This is a genomic window from Microbacterium sp. str. 'China' (genome assembly GCF_002993305.1).
Lineage (GTDB): Bacteria > Actinomycetota > Actinomycetes > Actinomycetales > Microbacteriaceae > Microbacterium > Microbacterium paraoxydans.
This window is the reverse complement of the sequence record NZ_CP027434.1, coordinates 1710811-1733447: the sequence shown is the minus strand read 5'-3', so window position 1 is coordinate 1733447 and position 22637 is coordinate 1710811. Positions and strand designations below refer to the sequence as shown.

The following is a 22637-nucleotide window of genomic DNA, read 5'->3' as shown; positions in this document are numbered from 1 at the left end:
CCTCATCCCAGGCTGCGCGCACATCCGGCGTGACCGCCTCGCCGAGGACATCGTCGACAGCAGCCAGGAGGTAGCGGCCGACGATCGTGTACTGCCGGGCCGACACCCCCAGCGAGACGTGGCGGTGGGCGATACGCCGCATCACCGGGGAGAAGTCCGGCGCGTCGGGATCGATGAGGTGAACGGCGAACGCCACGACGGACGCCGCCAGCGCCTTGGGTTGATCGCCCTGGACCTGATGCGCGCGGTTGAAGACGTTCAACAGCTCAGGATGCGCCTCGAACATCCGCCGGTAGAACAGGGTGGTGATCTCGTCGGCGTGGTCGGCGACGACGCCGGCGGTGGCGCGGACGATGACTTCGGAGTCCGTGGAGAGCTGCATGGCTGCCTTTCGGTCGGTGTCCGTTCAGCCTCTCGACGACGGGCGCACCACGTCGCCGCGGATACCGTGGAAAACAGGACTCCGACCCGCTTCACCTCGCGTAGCCGTAGGACTCGACCCGCGGGAACGCGAGCCCATCGCCGGCGCCCGTCCACACGCCGGTGAAGCGCAGCACGACATCGTCTCCGGCGTCGAGCGGCCCGTCCCACGTGACGGTGTTCTCCGCCACGGAAGGGCGGCCGGAGGTCGCTTCCAGCGTCGACGCCGCCCAGGTCGAGTCGTCGAGGAGGCCGTCCAGGCGGAACGTGAGCGCGCTCTTCGTGGAGTCCACCTCGCCGTTGTTGAGGAACTGCATGGTGTACGTCACGGTGTCCCCCACCCGGGGGTCGGTCGGACTCATGTTGAAGGTGTACTGGAAGAAGAGACAGGCGGATCCGACGCGCTGCGCGAGCACACCCGTGCTCAACGGCTTCGACGCGGCCGGGTCCGCAGGTGTCGCCTCCGCGTGAGCGGCGGGAGCGAGCGCCGCTCCACCGAGCGAAAGAGCGGCTGCGACGCCGAGGGCGGCAGAGGCACGGGCAATGAGCGTCTTGTTCATGAGAGATGCCTTTCTCCGACGCGCTGCGGCGTCGGCGTGGTCGTCGAGGGAGAGTCCTCGACGACCACTAGACGCCGAACGGCACGATCGATCACGCGACGACGAAGAAGTCGTCGCGTGATCGATCTGCCTGGCCTCTCCTAGTCCTCAGTCACCGGTGCGCGAACCCGCCATCCGATGGCGGACGCCGAGCGCAGTCAGTCCCGCAAGCAGCAGCAGCGCTCCCAGGGCGAGCGGGCCGGCGGGCCCCTCGGATCCGGTCAGGGCGAGCTCACCACCCGGAGGGGGCGGAGGAGTGACGGCGGTTCCATTGGTAAGGACCACCCCGACCGTCGCGTCTTCGGAGATCGTGAGCGTCGCGCCGCCGTCGCCGACGTCGACTCCTGCGCCGGTGAAGCGCGGGCTCTTCCACGTGACGCCCTCCACGGCGTTCGGCGCCTTCTCGTGAAGCGTGACGACCGTACCCACCGGCAGATCCGCGAGTCCCTCGCTCTCGCCGGCACGGATCGCGAGTTCACCGGCGACGCGCTGCCCCGCGAGCTCGTACGAGTACTCCACGGTGAAGGTCTGGTGTTCGGGAACGAGGGAGGCTCCGGCACCCGTGACCTTCTTGGTCACCGTGAAGCCCCCGACCGGCGGCGGCGTGACCGTCGTCGGGTTGGTGAGCGTCACCGCGACCGTCGTGCCCCGTGCGATGGTGACGGTAGCGCCGCCATCGATGATCGCCACATCGGCGCCGGAGAAGACCGGCGCCTGCCAGGTCATGCCGTCGACGTCCGCGGGCGTGATCTCCGACAGGGTGACGACCGTTCCCGCCGGCAGATCGTCCAGGCCATCGGTCTGCCCGGACCGCAAGGCGAGCTCGCCCTCCACCGCCTGTCCTGCGCGCTGATACGAGTAGGCCACCCGGAACTCGCGGTCGTCGGGCACCAGAGCCGCGCCGGAACCACTGACCTCCTTGGTCACGGTGAACCCGCCGACCGGGAGCACCCCTTCGCCATCGCCCCCGCCCTGGGAGTAGATGACCGGTGTGCTCTCGGTGACCCAGCGGGAGCCGGTCACGGTGTTGTGGAACGCATCACCGGGACGGACGTCGGCGGGCAGAGCCGTCCTGTAGCGGAGCACGTAGATCGCGTCGGCGACGATCGGCGCGTTCACCGTCACCATGAACGACTCGGAGCTGACCTCCGTGACGGTGAAATCGCTGCCCGACTGCAGCCCCGTCGACACGGTGTACTTGCCACCCGACCAGTCCTTCGCGAGCACGTACGCCACGGTGACGGACGCGGGATCGAGCACGAGACCGGCCGTGAACGTGTCGGTGAGCGTCGGGGCCTCCCCGGCCAGCGCGGAGGACGGGATGTTCACACCCCAGGCGATGTTCCGACCGTCGAGCGTCACGTCGCCCCACTTGGTCGGGGTCGTCGGCGCCGGGAACTCCGGGACCGGCCCGATCCCGCCGGGAACGTCGACCGGGACGACGGTTCCGCCGCCCGTCGTGAACGGGATCTCGGTCAGCGCGGTCTCCTCGTCTGCCCTGGCACGGAAGTGCAGGGTGCCGCTGACGTCGGTGTGGCTGTCCACGTAGTCCGTGAGCGTGCACACGAGCTCACCGGTCGACACCTCGCAGTTTCCGACGGTCTGGCCGTCCGGCGCCGTCAGGGCGAAGGAATCGCGCACCCCGGTCAGGCTCGGGCTCGTCGGAAAGGCGAGGCGGAACGTGTCCCCCGCCGTCGCCGTGTCCGGCACTGCCCAGGTCGCTTCGAACGCGATCCGGTCCCAGACCTTGATCTGGTCGGTGGGTTCGGTGATGGTCAGCGAGGTGATCCCCGCGACCTCCGCAGCGCGGGCCGTAGCCGGCGTCGCGATGACGGCCGCCAGGGCCGCCAGACAGATCGCGAGCAGACCACCCACGAACGTCGTCAGGCGCGTTCCCCGCGCGCCCGATCTGATTGCATGCTGAATGACTGGCACTTTCGACTCCCCAGATGATCGATGAACTCGCGCGGATGGCTTCTTCCGCGCGAGTGATGTCCCCAGGAAGGGATGCAGAACGGCGCGTTCTGTTACGCGGTTCGGCCGAACGGGTTTCTCGCGGCACGTGCAATATGCCGTGATCCTGCGGAAAACGGCGTCATGAAACGGTCACCTCGTCATCTCTCCTGTGACGGATCGCTTCCCCTTCCGACGCGTCCGTCCGTCTGTAGAGGCATTCGCCGTCTACCTGGTGCCGGGGGCATCGTTGTCTCTCCCCGCTCCCGGCACCTCCTTTCGCAGCGCATCGATGCTCCACCGGTAGCGCTTCAGCCCCGCGAGCAGGATCGCGGCGGCCGTGAAGACGAATACCGGGTATCGGAACGGCGCAAGCGGCCCGAGGAAGACGAGCATCGTCACGCCGAACGTCACCGTGAGCAGCGCGGCGACTCCCGCCGCGAGCCGGGTCCACAGCCCGACTGCCAGCAGCAGAGCGAGGACGGTCTCCAGAGCCGTCGCCAGCACGGCCGCCGTGTCCACCACCAGGTCGACGGGGACAGGGACGAGCTGGGCCGTGTACGCACGGAAGATCGTCCACGATCCCCACGACACGCCGTCTTCCCCCGGGCCACCGAGGACCCCGAAGCGATCGGCGACCGCGAGGGCGAAACTCGCCGCGATCGCGAGACGCAACGCGAGCTGCCCCCCCGTCCTCGATCCGACGTCGCGTCTCCGCGTTCGGCACACTCATGGTCGACATGGCTCCTGCTCCGGTCCGGAGGCTGACGGGCGTCGAGACCTCCAGAGGAGAGACGGGAGAATGTGGCGACGATTACGGCAGGGCGCGCATCACGCGGCGGCTGGTCGCACCTGCCCCTCAATCCCGGAAGGCTGGAATACCACGACCGGGAGCATCGTCGCTGAGTCCACCCACGGTCTACGCTCATGCGAGTTTCACCTGCCCGCCGGGTGGTGAGCGACGTAAGGGGGAAACACCATGGGGTTCGACGCGCGCGAACGACTCCTCGCCGCAGGTCTCGGCCTGGTTCTCGCGACAGGCACACTCCTCGCCCCGATCGGCGCGACCGCCGTCGTGCTGCCACCGGCGAAGGACCTCCCGCTGCTCGTCACATACGTCGCCCGGGTCTGCGATCAGTACACCGACGTCATGGCGAACAAGGCCCGGAACAACCTCATGGAGTCGCTGCGTGATCTCGGCGCGGACACGACCTACCCGGCGAACGGCATCATCACGGTCGCCGATGAGGAGGCAGGATCCCCGAACTGTTCCCCCCTGACGGACTGGCGTCTCACCATGGGCCGCTCCCACCAGGGGAAGTCCGCTGCGACTCTGAACCTCTCGACGGTGACGCAACCGTTCGCCTCCACTATCGTCACGAAACCGAGCGTGCCGGAACTCGACGCGCAGGGAGCGGACACCGGCCGCATCATCGAGGGGGCCGTGACCGTCGAGCTCGACTCCACACAGGCGCAGATCGTTCGATCCGGGCAGACGCTTTGGGTACAGGGCGGCACGCCCTCGGAGCCTCTGAACGGTCGACAGGAAACGCACGGATATGCGGCGCTGCGGTGTGCACAGGACGCCGTCAACGGAGACAACGTCGAGTTCCTGTCCTTCCCGAAGAACCAGACCCACGTCTTCTGCTACTACTACGCGGTCTCTCCCCCACCGGAGTCCGGGACGATCGTCGTCCGGAAGCAACTCGCTCCCAGCTCGCTCGGGCAGGGCACGTTCCGGTTCGACGGCAACCTGTCGTATGCGGACACGAACCGGGACGGCGTCAACGACTTCACCCTTTCCCCGTCCGCCTCCTCACCCGCGTCGCAGACGTTCATCCGGGGCGCGGTCGGAACGGGCGAACCGGCATGGGAAGTCACCGAGGCGCCCACGGATGGATGGCAGCCTACGGGCCCTCCCGTGTGCTCCAGCGCGGGAGGGACACCGGTGACGATCACGGAGATGACCGCGCAGATCCGCCTTCTCGCCGGCGACACGGTCACGTGTACATTCACGAACGAGCGGGTCCGCACCGGTCCGGGAACCCTGTCCAAGCTCACCGTGGGCGCCGGGGGCACCTTCCCGTTCGCGATCGACGTTCCCGCCCCAGGAGCCGACCGACAGACGACCGTCACCACCGCCGGTGACGGCGACCAGGCTCTCGTTGCCGAATCGCTCGGTTCGACGCCCGGCACATACACCGTCACGGAGACGCTCCCCGCGCCGACCGGAGCAGGGTCGTGGGAAGCGCAGGGCGCGCAGTGCAACGGTACGGAGGTTCCCCTCACCGCCGACGGGCAGCAGCGGACGGGGACCGTCGAGATCGGCGAAGGCGAGACCTTCGACTGTGTCGTCACCAACCGGTACACCCCGGGCGGGTCGATCACGATCCGTAAGGCGACCACCCCCGTGGCGGGCAGCGCAGGATTCGTGGTCACGCCGAGGGAGGGCGCACGGATCACCCCCGGAACGTCGGCTGCCTACCAGGCGGTGGCCACGACGACGACGGTCGGTGAGTTCGTGGAAGCGGAGTGGGAGGGTCCGGCCGCTGACGCGTTGACCGTCGAGCCCTCGGCGCATTACGGCATCGTCGAGCTCCTCCCTGCGCCGAGCGCCGAAGGATCCTGGAGTCTCGCCTCCGCCGACTGCGGCGCGATTGCGGCCACCGTGGACACGGAGAGTGCCAGCGTCGACGTCATCCTGACTCCGGAGAACCCGGATGCGATCTGCGACTTCACCAACAAGTTCCAACCCGCGGGGCACCTCTTGGTTGTGAAGAACGGCAGCGACGACGTCGCGTTGCGTGCCGGAGACGCGAGATTGGAGGTGCAATGCACCCCCGACACGTCCTACTCCTTCGCTCTCCCCGTCGGAGCCGGAACCGCGGATGCGGGAAACGCGACCGTGTTGGAAGCCCACGAGTGCAGGGTCATCGAAACCGAGACCGGCGCCGCACCCGATACGACCGTCGCCACCACCGCCTCGATCACCATCGACGGGGGCGCCCCCGTCGCGCTCGAGCCTTTCGACGCCCCATTCCCCGTCCGCCCAGGGGTCGACACGGTGGTGACGATCGACAACCGGTACACGGCTGATCCCGCGCCGCCCCCCACCCCGTCGCCGTCACCGTCGATCAGCCCCACCGGCGGTTCCGGGGCAGAGGATCTCGCCCGCACCGGGGTCGACCGTGGGTTCCTCGCCATCATCGTCGCCCTCGGAGCTGCCACGGTCGCCCTCGGCCTGGTCCTGCTCCTTCACCGGCGACGCACATCGACACGTCGATGATTCCCCTGCGCCCGGCGGGTGCTGTACATGAGCAGGGTCAGCACCGCGGCCAGGAGCGTGCCGATTCCGGCGACGGCCAGGGCGCCGGCAGGTCCGACGGCGACGACGAGGGGCGCGGCGAGGGCCGTGCCGGCGTAACCGGCGGTCTGCGTGACTCTGCCCATCGCTGCCAGGGCGCGACCGCGGGTGCTTTCGGGAACTGCCGACACGACGATGAGGCGGATCGCGGCGACGTGGATCGTGGGAATGAGCACGTGATTCGCCTCCTAGATCCGCGGAATTACGCTGATCGAGAGGTTTGAGCGGTAGGGCGGGTCGGACTTGAACCGACGATCGTTGGGTTATGAGCCCACTGCCTTAACCAGCTTGGCCACCGCCCCGTACCGCCCCAGCCTAGCGGGGCGAGGTCTCACGCCTCGCTCGCCTGCGTGTGCGTGGCCGCATGCTCCAGGTAGATCGCGGCATTCGCCAGCAGCGAGGCGCGTTCGTCGTCTGAGAGCGATCTGCGCACCTTCGCCGGCACGCCTGCCACCAGGGACCCCGGCGGCACCTCGGTCCCACCGAGCACGACGGCACCGCCGGCGATCAGGCAGCCCTCTCCGATCACGGCGCCGCTGAGGACGACGGCCCCCATCCCGATGAGAGAGCCGTCACCGATCGTGCAGCCGTGCACGACAGCGTTGTGCCCGATCGACACCCGTGACCCGACGAGGACGGGATGCCCGGCGTCGACGTGGACCGACACGTTGTCCTGCACGTTGCTGCCAGCGCCGATGACGATCGGCGAGGAGTCACCGCGAAGCACCGCGTTGTACCAGACGCTGGCACCGGCTCCGAGGGACACCGCGCCGACGATGCGGGCGCCGTCCGCGACGAAGGCGGTGTCGTCGAGCTCGGGGGTGCGATCCGGGAGGGCGAGGACGGAGGCTCCGGCAGCGATGCTCATGAGGCGAGACTACCCTCACTCCCCCGGAATCACGCGGAAGTGAGTGGAGCCTCAGCTTCCTTGCGGAATGCCTGAGCCTGAGTAACGTTGTACTCGTCAGACAGAGAACTTCATTCGGAGGAGCAAGAAGATGAGCAAGGCCCAGACCGTTTCCACCACCGCCATCGACCCGACTGTGGCCGCCGGTGCGGCGCAGTTCCTCTCCCCCGTCGTCCTCGGCCTCCAGGCGCTGACCGTCAACGGCAAGCAGGCGCACTGGCACGTCCGCGGCGCCAACTTCGTCGGCGTGCACGAGCTGCTCGACACGATCGTCGCCCACGCGGGTGACTTCGCCGACACCGCGGCCGAGCGCATCGTCGCTCTGGGCCTGCCGATCGACGCGCGCGTGAACGCCGTCGCCGAGAAGGCAGGCGCCACCGGCGTTCCCGCCGGCTTCGCACAGTCGGACGAACTGATCCGAGCCGTGATCGCCGACATCGACGCGATCCTCGTCGACGTCAAGGCAGCCGTCGAGGGCCTGGACGAGGTCGACCTCACGAGCCAGGACGTGGCGATCGAGATCCAGCGCGGGCTGGAGAAGGACCGCTGGTTCCTCGTGTCGCACATCGCGGCCTGACACCACGCACACGACGAAGGGCGGCTCCGATCCGGGGCCGCCCTTCGTCGTGTGCGCGCCGCCTCAGGCGACGTGCGTGAGGCGACCGCCGAGCAGCGTCGTGGTGACGGGCATCGTCCGGAGCCCCGCCGCGTCCGCAGTGCGAGGATCACTTCCGAGGATCACGATGTCTGCGCCCTGACCGGGGCGGAGCGACGTGCGGACACTCGCTTCGAGGGCCTGATCCAGCGTCACCCGCTCCTCCGAATGCCAGGCGGCCCGATCGTCGTCGGTCCGCCACACCGCCGCGGAGATCGCGTGCCAGGGGTCGAGCGGCGCGACCGGCGCATCGGAGCCGAAGCGCACCTCCGCACCCGCCGACAGCAGCGAGGCGAGCGGGTAGCCGATCGCGGTCTGCTCCGCCCAGTGGTGCTCGACCAGGTCGCGGTCGTCCACCGCATGCTGGGGTTGGACGCTCGCGCGCACCCCGAGCCGACCGAATCGGGCGAGGTCGGCGTGCCGCACCAGTTGCGCATGTTCCATCGACCCTGTGGCACCGGAAGCGCCGAAGGCGTCGAGGGCCGCCGTCACAGCGCGATCGCCGATCGCGTGCACGGCGGCCTCGATCCCCGCTCCCGCCGCAGTGGTCAGCAGCGCCGTGAGCTCCTCCGGAGGCACCGTCAGCACCCCGTAGTTCGCGGGGTCGCCGGGGTAGGAGTGTGAGCACGCCGCGGTACGGGTGCCGAGCGAGCCGTCGCTGATGACCTTCAACGACCCGACCCGCACGAGGGATCCGACCAGCCCGGTCGGATCCGGCACCGCAAGGCGCTCCCCCGTGCGGAGGCCCGTGGTGATGGCCCGATCGAGATCCGCCGGGTAGAACGCGAACTCGACACGGTGCGCGGCGAAGCCCGCGAGGATCCGTCGCGGCCAGGCATCGGCGTTCCACGCCATGTCGAAGTCGATCAGACCGGTCACACCCCGTGCTGCGGCCGCCGCCCCCGCACGGATGACCGCCTCATCGCTGTGGGCAGGGTCGACGGCATTGAGCCGGCGGGAGATCTCGAACGCGTCCTCCTCGCGGAGCAGACCGTCGTCCGCGCGGAAGCCCTCGCGCGCCAGGGCCGCCGAGTTCAGCCAGACGCTGTGCACGTCCGCATTGATCAGGTAGGTGGGCACGACGCCGGTCTCGGCATCGAGCGCGGCCACGGATGGGCGATCCGGCCACAGCGCGTCCCGGAACCCCGTGCCGATCCGTCGTCCGTCCGGCAGCACGGGCGCATCGCGCATCAACCTCGCGGCCCCGGCGGCTGAGTCCGCTTCCCCCAGAGGGACGCGCTCCGCCGCGAGAGCCCACTGCACGGTGTGCACATGGTTGTCCCAGAGCCCGGGCACCGCCCAGGCACCGTCTGCCTCGATGACCTCGCCGCGCGCCGGCAGGGCCCCGGTCGGCGCGATGTCGACGATGCGTCCGTCGGCGAGGTGGAGGTCGACCGGCTCATCGTCCAGCAGGAACTCCCGCCCCGGACCCACGGGGCGGACGGCACGAACCGTACCGACCTCGACGCCGAGGGCGCTCACGCCCCGCCACCCGTCCGCGCGTCCTGCGCACGACGCATCTCCGCGGCGAGGGCGGCGTTCGCGTACGGCCCTTCGGCATGCAGCGCCGCGATCACCGCCTCGATGGTCTCCGCGGGCTTGTTCTGGCTCAGCTTCCGCTTGGCGACGACCTTCGTCGGGGTGAGACGGAAGCCGACCGTTCCGGATTCGAGTCTCTCGATGAAGGCCGCGTCGTTCGGACGCTCCCACATCAGGCGCGGGTCGGGCAGGCGCGACTCGAACCGCGCGACCAGGGCATCGAGCACACGGAGGTTCCCCGCGGTGCTGAGGATCTCGGGAACGCCCGACAGGTGCACCGCAGTGTAGTTCCAGGTCGGCACCGCGGGGACGTCGCCGTACCAGCCCGGGGAGACGTACCCGTGCGGCCCTTGGAAGGCGAGCAGGATCTCCCGCTCCCCCAGGCCGTGGATGGCGTCGTCCGGGCGGCCCACGTGCCCCACGACCGTCAGATCATCGCGGTCGTCGTCGAGGAGGACGGCATAGTGCGAGGCGACCAGACCGTCCTCAGGCGCACTCACCACCGTCGCCCACGGGTTGGCATCGATGAGGCGGCGGATCTCGGCCACATCGGCGAGCGTGAAGCTCGGATTCTGTCGCATGGATCCCAGCCTAGAGCGGCGGGAGCCCCGAAGATCCCGCCCTCAGGCCTGACAGCGCGGGCACCAGTACAGCTTGCGGGCGCCGATCTCCTCCAGCGCGATCTCGGTCCCGCACACCCGGCACGGCAGGCCCGCCCGGTGGTAGACCCAGTGGCGGTCGTCGCGGCTCGCCATCGCGGCGCGGTACTGCTCGGGAGACAGCCCGTCCATGGTCATCATCTGGCCGGTCTCCACGCCGATGGCCAGCAGCCGCACCCAGTCATGCCAGAGCGCCCTGACGACATCCTCCGGGACGTCGCGGCCGGGCGTATGCGGGTTCAGCCTCTGCCGATAGAGCATCTCGGCGCGGTACACGTTGCCGATGCCGCTGACGACCGCCTGGTCCATCAGCAGCAGGGCGATCGGGGTCGGCTTCTTCCGCACGGCGCGGACGAACCGCTCCTCGTTCTCCGCCGGATCGCCGACGAGCGGATCGGGGCCGAGCTTGGCGACTGTCGCCAGCATCTCCTCGGGGGTCTGCAACACGCACGCCGTGGGACCGCGCAGGTCGGCCACCGTGATGTCGGTCATCAGTCGCAGGCGCACCTGACCCACCACAGGGGGCGGCCATTCGTCGATCTCGTCGGTCAGCCCCTTGGTCTGCTCGGACATCCGCACGTGGACCCTGGCGCGCCGCGGTGCCCCGATCGAGGCGAGCGAGTTCTCCCCCGCGTCGTCGAGGATCGTCTCGTCGAGAGTGGTGCCGCGCTGATTGGTCTGGCCCATCCGGCCGTTGGCCGACGCGATGGTGGGGTCGACGAGGATCTCCCCCGCGAAGTCCCAGGCACCGTAGAGACCGAGGTGCACGCGCAGCCAGAGGTCACCCTCCGCTTCGAGGAACATCTGCTTGCCCACGGCCTGCACGCTCACGGCCTGACGTCCGTCGAGCACCGCGGCGCCCTCGGCGAAGCGTCCCTGCGGGCTGGAGGCGCTCATCGTCTTGCCGACGAAGTTGCGATCGAACTGCCGCGCGATGCGGTGGACGGAATGTCCCTCGGGCATGTCAGGCTCGGGGGTCCGGGAGGAGCGAGCCGTCGCGCTCGAAGTCGGCGATCTGTCCGATGCGCCGGACGTGCCGCTCGTCGCCGGAGAACGGCGTGGCGATGAACCGGTCGATGAACGCCGTGACCTCGTCGTAGGTGTGCTGACGAGCTCCGATGGAGATGACGTTCGCGTCATTGTGCTCCCGCGCGAGTTCGGCCGTGGAGAGGTTCCAGACGAGCGCTGCGCGGACCCCGGCGACCTTGTTCGCGGCGATCTGCTCGCCGTTGCCCGAGCCGCCGAAGACGACACCGAGCGCCGGCACCCCGGTCGCCTGATCGACGACGACGGCCTGCGCCGCCCGGATGCAGAAGGCCGGGTAGTCGTCAAGCGCGTCGTACTCCACCGGACCGTGGTCGATCACCTCGTGCCCTGCGGCGCGGAGATGGTCCTGCAGCCGCGTCGAGAACTCGAGTCCGGCGTGATCGGTGGCGATGTGGATGCGCATGGTCTCCATCCTAGGATCCGCTCCGTCCGCGACTCAGGGGGCGATGCCGGCCGCCGCGGGCTTGAACCCCGCGCGCACGTTCTCGCAGCACCCGGGACGGCAGACGTCGAACGCGCCGGGCAGATCGGTGACGTGCGGACGCTCCGCGTTCGGGCGCCCCTGCAGGCGCTCCTCGATGAGGTCGACGATGCCCTCCACGAAAGCCTCGCGGACACCGGGCGTCGGCGTGCGGACGAAGGCGAGGCCCGCCTCCTCCGCGGCCTCGGCGGCCTCGGTGTCGAGATCCCAGAGGACCTCCATGTGGTCGCTCATGAAGCCGACGGGGACCACGATGACCGCCTTGCGACCGCGCGCCGGGAGCTCCGCGATCACGTCGCAGACGTCGGGCTCCAGCCAGGGCTGCGACGCGGGGCCCGAACGGGACTGGTAGACGAGCTCCCAGGGCACGTCGGCGGCTCCCGGGATGGCGGCCCGCACCTGCTCCATCGTCCACTCCGACACGGCGAGGTGCTGCGCGGCATAGGCCCCGCCCTCGCCCCAGTCGATGTCGCGGGCGCCGGAGCGCTCGGCGTCGGCGGTCGGGATGCTGTGCGTGGAGAAGAGGACCTGGATCTCGGTCGGCGCGAAGCCCTGGTCGAGGTAGGTCTGCACCGACTCCCGCACGCCCGCCTCGAAGGCCTCGACGAAGCCGGGGTGGTCGTAGAAGGGGCGGATCTTGTCGATGGTGACCGTCTCGCCGAGGCCGGTGTCGGTCAGCACGCGGGCGAAGTCCTCGCGGTACTGGCGGCAGCTGGAGAACGAGCTGTACGCGCTCGTGGCGAAGGCGAGGAGGGTGGTGTGGCCGTTGGCGGACGCCTCGGGCAGCACGTCCTCGAGGTACGGACCCCAGTTGCGGTTGCCCCAGTACACCGGGAGATCGATCCCCCGGGCCACGAGCGCCTTCTCCAGCGCCTCCTTGAGCACGCGGTTCTGGCCGTTGATCGGGCTCACGCCGCCGAAGTGACGGTAGTGGTGCGCGACCTCCTCCAGCCGCTCATCCGGGATGCCCCGACCGCGCGTCACGTTCCGGAGGAAGGGGATCACGTCCTCCTGGCCCTCCGGGCCGCCGAAGCTCGCCAAGAGGATGGCGTCATAGGCGACGGGCGTGGTCACATAGGGGTCGCCGCCGGCAGCGGCGGGCGAGGCAAAGGGAACGACATTCGGCTCGATCGCGGTCACCCCTCCATCTTCCCACCTCCGTGGACGACGAGCGTCCGCACGACCGTGACTATCCCCGGTTCGTGAGGATCGACGGCGCGCGCGTCGCTCTGGCGTAGGCTGTCATGGTTGCCGTCGGCGCCAACTGCGCCGACCCCCGGTTACATCCCCTCACCCCTGGGAGTACAGCTTTGCCTGGAGAGAACCTCACCCGAATCGAAGCGCAGGAGCGCCGCGACCTCGTCGACACGCACTCCTATGAGGTCGCCCTCGATCTGACCAAGGGCGCCGAGGTCTTCGGCTCCCGGAGCGTCGTGCGCTTCTCCGCGTCCCCCGACAGCTTCACCTTCATCGACCTCATCGCCCGCGACGTGCGCGAGATCTCGCTCAACGGAGAGCAGCTCGACCCGCGCGAGGTCTTCGCTGACTCCCGAATCGCGCTCGCCGGTCTGCAGGAGGAGAACGTCCTCGTCGTCGACGCCGACTGCCTCTACACCAACACCGGCGAGGGCCTGCACCGCTTCGTCGACCCGGTGGACGGCGAGGTGTACCTCTACTCGCAGTTCGAGGTGCCCGACTCCCGTCGCGTGTTCGCCGTCTTCGAGCAGCCCGACCTCAAGGCCACCTTCCAGTTCACGGTGACCGCCCCCGCGGAGTGGAAGGTCGTCTCCAACTCCCCCACCCCCGAGCCCATCGTCCACGACGACGGCGTCTCGGCCACCTGGGGCTTCGAGCCCACGCCCCGGATCTCCTCCTACATCACGGCTCTCGTCGCCGGACCGTACGAGGCGACCTTCTCCGAGCTCACCAGCGCCTCGGGACGGGTGATCCCGCTCGGGGTCTACGGACGCAAGAGCCTCTGGCAGCACCTGGACGCCGACTACATCTTCGACAAGACCCGTGAGGGCTTCGCCTACTTCGAGTCCAAGTTCGGCGTGCCGTACCCGTTCGCCAAGTACGACCAGCTCTTCGTCCCCGAGTTCAACGCCGGCGCGATGGAGAACGCGGGAGCGGTGACGTTCACCGAGACGTACGTCTTCCGCAGCAAGGTCACCGACGCCGTCAAGGAGCGTCGCGTCGTGACGATCCTCCACGAGCTCGCCCACATGTGGTTCGGCGACCTCGTCACCATGAAGTGGTGGAACGACCTCTGGCTCAACGAGTCGTTCGCCGAGTGGGCGTCCACCATCGCGACGGCCGAGGCGACCGAGTGGACCGAGGCCTGGACGACCTTCAACGCGATGGAGAAGACCTGGGCCTACCGCCAGGACCAGCTCCCCTCCACGCACCCGATCGTCGCCGAGATCAACGACCTCGAGGACGTGCAGGTCAACTTCGACGGCATCACCTACGCCAAGGGAGGCTCGGTCCTCAAGCAGCTCGCCGCGTGGGTCGGCATCGAGGCGTTCTTCGCCGGTGTCTCGCAGTACTTCCAGAAGCACTCCTGGGGCAACACCGAGCTCAGCGACCTCCTGACGGAGCTGGAGGCCACGAGCGGCCGCGATCTCGGTACGTGGTCGAAGAAGTGGCTGGAGACGGCCGGGGTCAACACCCTCGAGCCCGTCGTAGCCGAAGACGACAACGGCAAGATCTCGCGCTTCGCCATCACCCAGACGGCTCCGGCCGACTACCCGACCATCCGTCCGCACCGTCTCGGCATCGGCTTCTACTCGCTGCAGGACGGCGCGCTCACGCGCACCCATCACATCGAGGTCGACGTGGACGGCGACCGCACCGAGGTCCCCGAGCTCCAGGGCCTCGACCGTCCCGACCTCATCCTCCTCAACGACGACGACCTCGCGTACGCGAAGATCCGTCTCGACGAGAAGTCGCTCGCGACAGCGATCGCCCACCTCGCCGACATCCACGACCCCCTCGCCCGCTCGCTCGTCTGGGGCGCCGCCTGGGACCAGACCCGCGACGCGGAGACGGCGGCGTCCGACTACATCGACCTCGTTCTCGGCAACATCGGCCGGGAGACCGAGTCCACCACGGTCCGCACCACCCTCGCGCAGCTCCGGACGGCCGCGACGCTCTACGTCGCCCCGGCGGAGCGCGAAGCCGCACGGCTGAAGGTGGCCGACGGTCTCTGGGCGCTCGCCGAGTCGGCGGAGGCCGGCAGCGACAGCCAGCTCCAGTTCGTCACCGCCTTCGCGAACAACCTGGTGACGCCGGAGCACGCCGGCATCGTCGGGCGTCTGCGCTCGGGTGAGGAGACGCTCCCCGGACTCGATGTCGACGCCGACCTGAGCTGGCAGCTCCTCGTCGGCCTCGCGACCATCGGCGCGACCGACGCCGGGGCCATCGACGCCGCGCTCGCCGCCGACAACACCGCCAAGGGTGCGGAGTTCGCCGCGCAGGCGCGCGCCGCGCTTCCGGATGCCGCCGCGAAGCAGGAGGCCTGGGACGCGCTGATCGCACGCGACGACGCCCCGAACACGATCGTCCGCTCGGCAGCCCTCGGCTTCGTCCACCCGGCGGGTGTGGAAGTGCTGGGCGCCTTCGTGCCGCAGTACTTCGACATGCTCTTGCCGGTGTGGGAGTCGCGGACCTACCAGATCGCGCAGTACCTGGTCGTCGGGCTCTTCCCCACCGCTCTCGCCGACGTCGCGCTGCGCGATGCGACGCGAGGCTGGCTCTCCGCGCACCAGGACGCGCCGCCCGCCCTGCGCCGGCTCGTGCTGGAGAACCTTGCGGACGTGGAGCGTGCCCTCGCGGCGCAGTCCCGCGACGCCGAGGACTGACCCTCCACCACCGACACCGACACGGGCCTCTGCCGCCGCTCTTCCAGCCGGCGCAGAGGCCCTCTCGGTACCATCGACACGATGCTGATTTCCGCTGAGACGACCCCCACGCCGACGCCCGCCGAACTCCCCGCGTGGGTGGTGGACATGCTCGCGCTGCTGACCAAGGTCGGCGGCAAGCTCCTGCAGATCGCCCTGATCATCGGCGCCTGCGTCCTCATCGCGCTCGTGCTGCGCCGGGTGATCAGGCGGGTCGTGCACCGCATCGTCGACACCGCCAAGAACAAGGCCGCCGTCGACGACACCCAGGCACTCGAACGCTCCCCGCTGGCCGACATGCGACTGGTCCAGCGCACGCGCACGCTCGGCACCATCCTGCAGAACATCGTCAACGTGATGCTCGTGATCATCGCGATCATCCTCATCGTCAACGCGATCGACAATGCTCTCCTCGGCTCGCTCACCCTTCTCACAGCGGCGGTCGGTGCCGGTCTCGGTTTCGGCGCCCAGAACATCGTCAAAGACGTGCTGAACGGTATCTTCCTCGTCGCCGAAGACCAGATCGGCATCGGCGACGTCGTCGACCTCGGGCTGGCGAGCGGCGTCGTCGAGTACGTCAGCGTGCGCGTGACCCAGGTGCGGGACGTGAACGGGACCCTCTGGTATGTGCGCAACGGAGAGGTCACCCGGATCGGGAACATGTCGCAGGGCTGGGCGCGCGCGATCGTCGACATCGGTGTGGCACCCGATTCCGACCTCGAACAGGTCGAGCACATCCTGCTGGAGACGGCACAGGGCCTGGCGAAGGACCCGAAGTGGCGCACCCGCATCGTGGAGAAGCCGGAGCTGTGGGGCCTGGAGTCGGTGGACGGCGACGCCCTCGTGGTGCGCGCCGTCATCAAGACCAGGGCGAACGCGCGAGACGACGTGGCGCAGGAGCTCCGACGCCGGCTCCGAGCCGCTCTGCTGGAGAAGGAGATCGACGTGCCGCGTCTCGCGGACGTCGTGCCCACCGGATTGGAGGGTGCGCGCCGCGTGCGGGGCGCCAACCCGCCGAAGACGCGCCCCAACGCCGTCACCGGGGTGCCCGTGATCCCGGATCGCGGCATCTGGCGGCGCAAGAAGAACACCGGCGGCGACGGGAGTGCAGACAAGTGACGTTCTACGACGAGGTCGGCGGGCGCGAGACGTTCGCGAAGATCGTCTCGGTCTTCTATCGCGAGGTCGCCCTCGACCCGGTGCTCAAGCCGATGTACCCGGAGGAGGACCTCGGTCCGGCCGAGGAGCGGCTGCTGCTGTTCCTCGAACAGTACTGGGGCGGCCCGAGCACCTACGGCGAGACCCGTGGGCACCCCCGCCTGCGGATGCGTCACATGCCCTTCCGCGTCGACCCCGACGCCCGCGATCGTTGGCTTCGTCATATGCGCACGGCTCTGGACGAGGCGCAGTTGTCCCCGTTGCACGAAACCACTCTCTGGGACTACCTGGAGCGCGCCGCATATGCCATGGTGAACACATTCGAGCCGTCCGGCATCGGCACGGCTCCCCAGGGGCGCACGACCCTGGAGACCCGCACCCGTCAGGATTCAACGGAGACCCCATGACGACCACACCCCCGACCGCAGACGTCCTGGTGATCGGTTGGGGGTTGGCAGGTCTCGTGGCCGCCGCGGAAGCCCTCGAGGCCGGACGTCGCGTCGTCATCGTCGATCAAGAGCCGCGGACGAACCTGGGCGGGCAGGCGTGGTGGTCCTTCGGCGGGCTTTTCCTCGTGGACTCTCCGGAACAGCGCCGCCTCGGCATCACCGACTCGCTCGAGCTCGCGACCCAGGACTGGTTCGGCACCGCCGGATTCGACCGCCCCGAGGACGAGTGGCCCCGGCGCTGGGCAGAGGCCTATCTGCAGTTCGCGGCCGGCGAGAAGCGCTCCTGGCTCCGCGCCCGCGGTGTCGGCTTCTTCCCGGTGGTGGGCTGGGCCGAGCGGGGCGGCTACGGCGCCCTCGGTCCGGGGAACTCCGTCCCCCGCTTCCACATCACCTGGGGCACCGGGCCGGGGATCGTCGCCCCGTTCGCGGCCGCCGTCGAGCAGGGAGAGCGCGAGGGACGGCTCACCGTCCTCGCCCGACACCGCGTCGAGGAACTCGTGCTCACCGACGGACGCGTGACCGGTGCGCGCGGGAGCGTGCTGGCGTCGGACGGTGCCGCCCGGGGCGTCCCCTCATCCCGAGACGTGATCGCCGCGTTCGAGATCGACGCGGCGGCGACGATCGTGGCCTCTGGGGGCATCGGCGGAAACCATGACCTCGTCCGAGCGGCCTGGCCCTCGCGCCTCGGCACTCCCCCGGCGCACATGCTCTCCGGCGTGCCTGCCTATGTCGACGGCTCGATGCAGACCGTGAGCGCCGCCGCCGGAGCCCGCCTCATCAACGGCGACCGGATGTGGCACTACGTGGAGGGCATCACGAACTGGGAACCGGTGTGGCCGCAGCACGGCATCCGTATCCTGCCCGGCCCGTCGTCGCTGTGGCTCGACGCGACCGGACACCGGCTCCCCGTTCCGCTCTTCCCCGGCTTCGACACCCTCGGCACGCTCGAGCACCTGCGGCGGACGGGCCACGACCACTCCTGGTTCGTGACCTCGCGGCAGATCGTGGAGAAGGAGTTCGCACTGTCCGGCAGCGAGCAGAACCCGGATCTCACCGGCAAGGACGTGGCCCTGCTCCTCAAGTCCCGCCTTGCGAAAGGGCCGACGGGGCCCGTGCAGTCGTTCCTCGACGAGGGCGAGGACTTCATCGTCGAGAACGACCTGGAGTCGCTGCTGGAGCAGATGGCGGCCCACCCCGGGGGCGAACTCCTGGACATCGAGGCCGTGCGCCGCGAGGTGGTCGCCCGCGACCGGGAGATGGTCAACGACTTCAGCAAGGACCCGCAGATCGGCATGCTGCGCTCGATGCGGGCCTATCGCGGGGACAAGCTCATCCGCACCGCGGCCCCGCATCGGCTCCAGGACCCCTCCGCCGGGCCGCTGATCGCGGTCAAGCTGCACGTGCTCACCAGGAAGTCCCTCGGGGGGATCAACACGGATCTGGACGGTCGCGCCCTGGATGGAAGCGGTGCGCCGATTCCCGGTCTCTTCGCCGCGGGCGAGGCCAGCGGCTTCGGCGGCGGAGGCGCGCACGGCTACCGAGCCCTGGAGGGCACGTTCCTCGGCGGGTGCCTGTTCTCCGGCCGTCAGGCCGGACGCGCAGCGGCTGCCCTCGGCTGACCCCGAGCTGCCCGCCGGTCCCGTGGCCCGTCAGACCCGGGTGCCGGTGGCTCGAACGCCGGTCAGCCCTGAGGCCACGGGACCGCGGGCGAGCACGTGGCCGCGGCGGAACGCGAGCCGCGTCCAACGACCGGAACGCGTGACGGGCACGTCCTCTTCGCCGGAGATGAATCCGAGCGCGTCTGCCGCGAAAGCGACGCCGCGCGGCAGGCCGCCGAGGTCGTCGTCCGGCTCGCCCCAGATCGCCGCGCGGAGCGCGCGCACCGCCTCTTCGCCGGATCCCGGTCCCGCGCCGTGCGCGACCGCGGAGATGCCCCACTGCGCGCGCTGCGCGATGACGGAGGCGGTAAGGGTCGACTCCAGTGCCCACCCCTGTCGTGGGGGCGCGACACCGGCCCACGCGGGTGAGAGAGCGGTCTCCGGCAGGGCGAGGCGCTGCGGGTCGTCCGTCGAGCTCAGGGCGTCGATCACGAGGTCGCACTCGAGCTCCGGGTCGGCTCGGACGATGCGCATGGCAAGGATCGTCGGCGTCTGATCGAAGAGCCCCTGAGGCGCGAGGACCGCCGTGGTGAGGGCCAGCACGCCCTGATGAGCCTGGAGCCGCACACCCTCGTCGGACACCCGGGCCGCGCGGCCCGTGAACGTGAGGACATCCTTCGCCGTGTCCGGATCGGCGAGCAGGAGCTGAGGGGTCACGCGTTCTAAACTACCAACGAGCGGCGACCCCGGGCCGCGGAGGGGAACACATGAGCGCCGACGAGCACGCCATCCAGACCGTGGAGCGTCTTCTCGACGTCCTCGACCTCGACGCCACCCAGGCGCGGACCACCGAGGACATCTTCACCGGCTCGTCGCACCCGATGCCGAGCGGCCGCATCTACGGCGGTCAGGTGCTCGCGCAGACCCTCGTGGCCGCGGAGCGCACGCTTCCGGAGGACCGCGCCGTCCACTCGATGCACGGCTACTTCCTCCGTCCCGGCGATGCGAGCCACGGGATCACCATCGCCGTCGACCGTATCCACGACGGGCGTTCGTTCTCCACCCGCCGCACCCAGGCGTACCAGAACGGCGTGCCGATCTTCTCGATGATCGCCTCGTTCCAGGATGCCGATCCCGGGGTGGAGCACGCCGAGCCCATGCCCGCCGGTGTGCCCGTCCCGGAAGACCTCGCCCCCGATGAGGACCGTGTACCCGGGCTCGCCGGAGGCGCGCGACGCATGCTGAGCGAGCGTGCCGCGGACATCCGCCACGTCGACTCCCCCCTCTACCTGCCGAACGATGACGAACGGGTCCCCCGGCAGGCGGTGTGGATGCGACTGCGCGCCCCGCTCCCCGACGACCAGCGGCTGCATCGGGCCGCGCTGGCCTACCTCAGCGACATGACGATCCAGGAGTCGATCCTGCGCGCACACGGGGTCTCCTGGTCACTTCCCGGCCTGAAGGTCGCGAGTCTTGACCACGCGATGTGGTGGCATCGCCCGGCGCGCGTGGACGAGTGGCTCCTCTATGTGCAGGAGTCGCCGAACGCCCGCGGCGGTCGCGGACTCGCGACGGGGCGCGTCTACACCCGGGAGGGCACGCTGGTGGCGAGTGTCGCGCAGGAGATCATGATCCGCGTTCCCGAGGATCGCTGACGCATCGCTCAGCGGTGCGCGTACTCGATGGAGGGACCGACGTACGGCTCCCACGCCTCGCGCATCTCCGCCGTCAGGCGTGTCGGCCGTCCGGTACCCGCGTCGACGAGCACGATGATCGCGGTGGATCGCGCGTAGAGCTCACGCGGCTCGGCGGCGGGGTCGTTGTGCACCTCGTAGCAGACCTCGACGCTGGACCCGCCGAGCTTCCCGAACCACATCTGCACCTCGAGCGGGCGCCGCTGGTACGGAACCGGAGCGAGGTACTCGATCTCCTGCCGCGCGATGAGCGTCAGGATCCCCTCCTCGATCCCGGAGTCGAGGACGGCGGTGGACGGCGCATCCTCGCCGGGTCCCGCCCGCCAGAACGCGCGGACGCGGGCCTCCTCGAGCAGCTTGAGCATCGAGGTGTTGTTGACGTGGTTGAACGCATCCAGATCGCCCCAGCGGAGGTGGATCGGGATGTGCAGGCGGGAACCCGGCGAGTCAGTGCTCATAGCCGACTCAGTCGCGGGTGAGCTTGCGGTGCGTCGACCGGTGGGGCTTCGCCGCATCCGGGCCGAGTCGCTCAATCTTGTTCTGCTCGTAGGCCTCGAAGTTGCCCTCGAACCAGTACCACTGGTCGGGCTTCTCGTCCGTGCCCTCGTAGGCGAGGATGTGCGTCGCGATCCGGTCCAGGAACCACCGGTCGTGAGTGATGACCACCGCACAGCCGGGGAATTCGAGCAGCGCGTTCTCCAGGGAGCTCAGCGTCTCGACGTCGAGGTCGTTGGTCGGCTCGTCGAGGAGGAGCAGGTTGCCGCCCTCCTTGAGGGTGAGCGCGAGGTTCAGACGGTTGCGCTCACCACCGGAGAGCACGCCGGCCTTCTTCTGCTGGTCCGGGCCCTTGAAACCGAACTTCGAGACGTAGGCCCGGGACGGGATCTCGGTCTTGCCGACCGTGATGAAGTCCAGACCGTCGGAGACGACCTCCCACAGGGTCTTGTTCGGGTCGATCGACGACCGCGACTGGTCGACGTAGCTGATCTTGACGGTCTCGCCGATCTTCAGATCGCCGCCGTCCAGAGGCTCCAGCCCGACGATGGTCTTGAACAGGGTCGTCTTTCCGACGCCGTTCGGGCCGATGACGCCGACGATGCCGTTCGGCGGAAGGCTGAAGCTCAGGCCGTCGATGAGCGAGCGGCCGTCGAAGCCCTTCTGGAGGTTCTTGGCCTCGATGACCACGTTGCCGAGTCGAGGACCGGCGGGGATCTGGATCTCCTCGAAGTCCAGCTTCCTCGTGCGCTCCGCCTCGGCCGCCATCTCCTCGTACCGGGCCAGACGCGCCTTCGACTTCGTCTGGCGCCCCTTCGCGCTGGAGCGGACCCAGTCCAGCTCGTCCTTCAGGCGCTTGGCGAGCTTCGCGTCCTTCTTGCCCTGGATGTCGAGGCGCTCGGCCTTCTTCTCCAGGTACGTGGAGTAGTTGCCCTCGTAGCCGATGAGCCGTCCGCGGTCGACCTCGGCGATCCACTCGGCCACGTGGTCGAGGAAGTACCGGTCGTGGGTGATGGCGATCACGGCGCCCTTGTACGACTGGAGGTGCTGCTCGAGCCAGAGCACGCTCTCCGCGTCGAGGTGGTTGGTGGGCTCGTCGAGGAGCAGCAGGTCGGGCTTCTGCAGCAGCAGCTTGGCCAGCGCCACACGGCGCTTCTCGCCACCGGAGAGCGGAGCGATGGCCGCGTCGCCGGGCGGGGTGCGGAGGGCGTCCATCGCCTGCTCGAGCTGAGAGTCGAGGTCCCAGCCGTCCGCCGCGTCGATCTCCTCCTGCAGCGTCCCCATCTCCGCGAGGAGCGCGTCGAAGTCGGCATCCGGGTCGGCCATCAGCGCGGAGATCTCGTTGAACCGGTCGACCTTCGCCTTGATGGCGATGCCGTCCTGGATGTTCTCGAGGACCGTCTTCGACTCGTCGAGCTCCGGCTCCTGCATGAGGATGCCGACGGAGTACCCCGGCGAGAGCTTGGCCTCACCGTTGGACGGGGTGTCGAGCCCGGCCATGATCTTGAGGATCGTCGACTTTCCGGCGCCGTTGGGGCCGACCATGCCGATCTTCGCGCCCGGCAGGAACGCCATCGTGACGTCGTCCAGGATGAGCTTCTCACCCACCGCCTTGCGGGCACGAACCATGGAGTAGATGTACTCAGCCACCGAAAACCGCTCCTTCTGTTGGCGTCGAAGATCGACACTCCAGCCTACCGGCCGCGAGTGGGCTTAT

20 protein-coding genes, 1 tRNA gene and 1 pseudogene are annotated in these 22637 nt (G+C 69.3%); 7 read left to right on the top strand and 15 right to left on the bottom strand.

The features are described from left to right. Positions 1–7: 7 nt before the first annotated feature. From C6C15_RS17470 to C6C15_RS08295, 4 genes and pseudogenes are all read right to left on the bottom strand, one after another. Positions 8–385: pseudogene (locus tag C6C15_RS17470) on the bottom strand (globin domain-containing protein); the annotation flags it as partial. A gap of 88 nt (positions 386–473) precedes the next feature. Continuing rightward, positions 474–980: a hypothetical protein gene (locus C6C15_RS08305; protein WP_105949809.1), complete on the bottom strand. Its 507-nt coding sequence runs from the start codon at positions 978–980 to the stop codon at positions 474–476. A 147-nt stretch (positions 981–1127) separates the two neighbouring features. Then, entirely contained in the window at positions 1128–2894 is a 1767-nt protein-coding gene (locus C6C15_RS08300) for a DUF5979 domain-containing protein (protein ID WP_105949808.1), read from the bottom strand. Positions 2895–3200: 306 nt separating this feature from the next. Next, positions 3201–3647 carry a DoxX family membrane protein gene (locus C6C15_RS08295; protein WP_158698533.1) on the bottom strand — a complete coding sequence of 149 codons (447 nt, stop codon included), beginning with the start codon at positions 3645–3647 and terminating at the stop codon, positions 3201–3203. Between the two features lie 304 nt (positions 3648–3951). On the opposite strand from C6C15_RS08295, the gene C6C15_RS08290 reads away from it, so the two are divergent. Continuing rightward, a complete protein-coding gene (locus tag C6C15_RS08290) occupies positions 3952–6258 on the top strand; it encodes a prealbumin-like fold domain-containing protein (protein WP_105949806.1) in 2307 nt (768 codons plus the stop codon). Here the strand turns inward: C6C15_RS08290 and C6C15_RS08285 are convergent. The 3 genes from C6C15_RS08285 to C6C15_RS08275 form a co-directional block, all read right to left on the bottom strand. Beyond that, positions 6228–6512, bottom strand: a complete 285-nt coding sequence (locus C6C15_RS08285; RefSeq protein WP_105949805.1) for a hypothetical protein — start codon at positions 6510–6512, stop codon at positions 6228–6230. The genes C6C15_RS08290 and C6C15_RS08285 overlap by 31 nt on opposite strands. Before the next feature lie 52 nt (positions 6513–6564). Then, positions 6565–6638: transfer RNA gene (locus C6C15_RS08280), tRNA-Ile, on the bottom strand. A 29-nt stretch (positions 6639–6667) separates the two neighbouring features. Next, complete coding sequence (locus tag C6C15_RS08275; protein ID WP_105949804.1) at positions 6668–7204, bottom strand: gamma carbonic anhydrase family protein; 537 nt, start codon at positions 7202–7204, stop codon at positions 6668–6670. A 130-nt stretch (positions 7205–7334) separates the two neighbouring features. Between C6C15_RS08275 and C6C15_RS08270 the strand changes: the two genes are divergently transcribed. After that, entirely contained in the window at positions 7335–7820 is a 486-nt protein-coding gene (locus C6C15_RS08270) for a Dps family protein (protein WP_025103404.1), read from the top strand. A gap of 63 nt (positions 7821–7883) precedes the next feature. Here the strand turns inward: C6C15_RS08270 and C6C15_RS08265 are convergent, their stop codons facing one another. From C6C15_RS08265 to C6C15_RS08245, 5 genes are read right to left on the bottom strand one after another with little or no spacing between them, the layout of a single operon-like run. Further along, positions 7884–9380 carry an amidohydrolase gene (locus C6C15_RS08265; RefSeq protein WP_105949803.1) on the bottom strand — a complete coding sequence of 499 codons (1497 nt, stop codon included), beginning with the start codon at positions 9378–9380 and terminating at the stop codon, positions 7884–7886. Beyond that, positions 9377–10018, bottom strand: coding sequence for an FMN-binding negative transcriptional regulator (locus tag C6C15_RS08260; protein ID WP_105949802.1), 642 nt, complete (start codon positions 10016–10018; stop codon positions 9377–9379). Before C6C15_RS08260 ends, C6C15_RS08265 begins: the two co-directional genes overlap by 4 nt. A 42-nt stretch (positions 10019–10060) precedes the next feature. Then, entirely contained in the window at positions 10061–11059 is a 999-nt protein-coding gene (locus C6C15_RS08255; protein ID WP_060922002.1) for an Fpg/Nei family DNA glycosylase, read from the bottom strand. 1 nt (position 11060) lies between these two features. Next, positions 11061–11546, bottom strand: coding sequence for a ribose-5-phosphate isomerase (locus C6C15_RS08250; protein ID WP_105950790.1), 486 nt, complete (start codon positions 11544–11546; stop codon positions 11061–11063). A 33-nt stretch (positions 11547–11579) separates the two neighbouring features. After that, on the bottom strand, positions 11580–12764 hold the full coding sequence (locus tag C6C15_RS08245; protein WP_060922003.1) for a ferrochelatase: 1185 nt from the start codon (positions 12762–12764) through the stop codon (positions 11580–11582). 170 nt (positions 12765–12934) lie between these two features. Here C6C15_RS08245 and pepN point away from each other — a divergent pair, with 170 nt between their 5' ends. The 4 genes from pepN to C6C15_RS08225 all read left to right on the top strand — a co-directional run bounded on the left by pepN (position 12935) and on the right by C6C15_RS08225 (position 18752). Next, positions 12935–15487, top strand: a complete 2553-nt coding sequence (gene pepN / locus C6C15_RS08240; protein WP_105949801.1) for an aminopeptidase N — start codon at positions 12935–12937, stop codon at positions 15485–15487. Between the two features lie 81 nt (positions 15488–15568). Continuing rightward, positions 15569–16645: a mechanosensitive ion channel family protein gene (locus tag C6C15_RS08235; protein WP_062634639.1), complete on the top strand. Its 1077-nt coding sequence runs from the start codon at positions 15569–15571 to the stop codon at positions 16643–16645. After that, entirely contained in the window at positions 16642–17091 is a 450-nt protein-coding gene (locus C6C15_RS08230) for a globin (protein WP_105949800.1), read from the top strand. Before C6C15_RS08235 ends, C6C15_RS08230 begins: the two co-directional genes overlap by 4 nt. Next, complete coding sequence (locus tag C6C15_RS08225; RefSeq protein ID WP_105949799.1) at positions 17088–18752, top strand: FAD-binding dehydrogenase; 1665 nt, start codon at positions 17088–17090, stop codon at positions 18750–18752. The genes C6C15_RS08230 and C6C15_RS08225 overlap by 4 nt, the downstream gene beginning before the upstream one ends. A gap of 30 nt (positions 18753–18782) precedes the next feature. On the opposite strand, the gene C6C15_RS08220 is transcribed toward C6C15_RS08225, so the two are convergent. After that, positions 18783–19448 carry a hypothetical protein gene (locus C6C15_RS08220; protein ID WP_105949798.1) on the bottom strand — a complete coding sequence of 222 codons (666 nt, stop codon included), beginning with the start codon at positions 19446–19448 and terminating at the stop codon, positions 18783–18785. Positions 19449–19498: 50 nt separating this feature from the next. Here C6C15_RS08220 and C6C15_RS08215 point away from each other — a divergent pair, with 50 nt between their 5' ends. Then, positions 19499–20386, top strand: coding sequence for an acyl-CoA thioesterase (locus C6C15_RS08215; protein WP_105949797.1), 888 nt, complete (start codon positions 19499–19501; stop codon positions 20384–20386). 8 nt (positions 20387–20394) lie between these two features. Here C6C15_RS08215 and C6C15_RS08210 read toward each other — a convergent pair whose 3' ends face one another. Both C6C15_RS08210 and ettA read right to left on the bottom strand, forming a co-directional pair. Then, positions 20395–20883, bottom strand: a complete 489-nt coding sequence (locus C6C15_RS08210; protein WP_105949796.1) for an acyl-CoA thioesterase — start codon at positions 20881–20883, stop codon at positions 20395–20397. Between the two features lie 7 nt (positions 20884–20890). Beyond that, positions 20891–22570 carry an energy-dependent translational throttle protein EttA gene (ettA, locus tag C6C15_RS08205; RefSeq protein WP_060922775.1) on the bottom strand — a complete coding sequence of 560 codons (1680 nt, stop codon included), beginning with the start codon at positions 22568–22570 and terminating at the stop codon, positions 20891–20893. Positions 22571–22637: the final 67 nt, after the last annotated feature.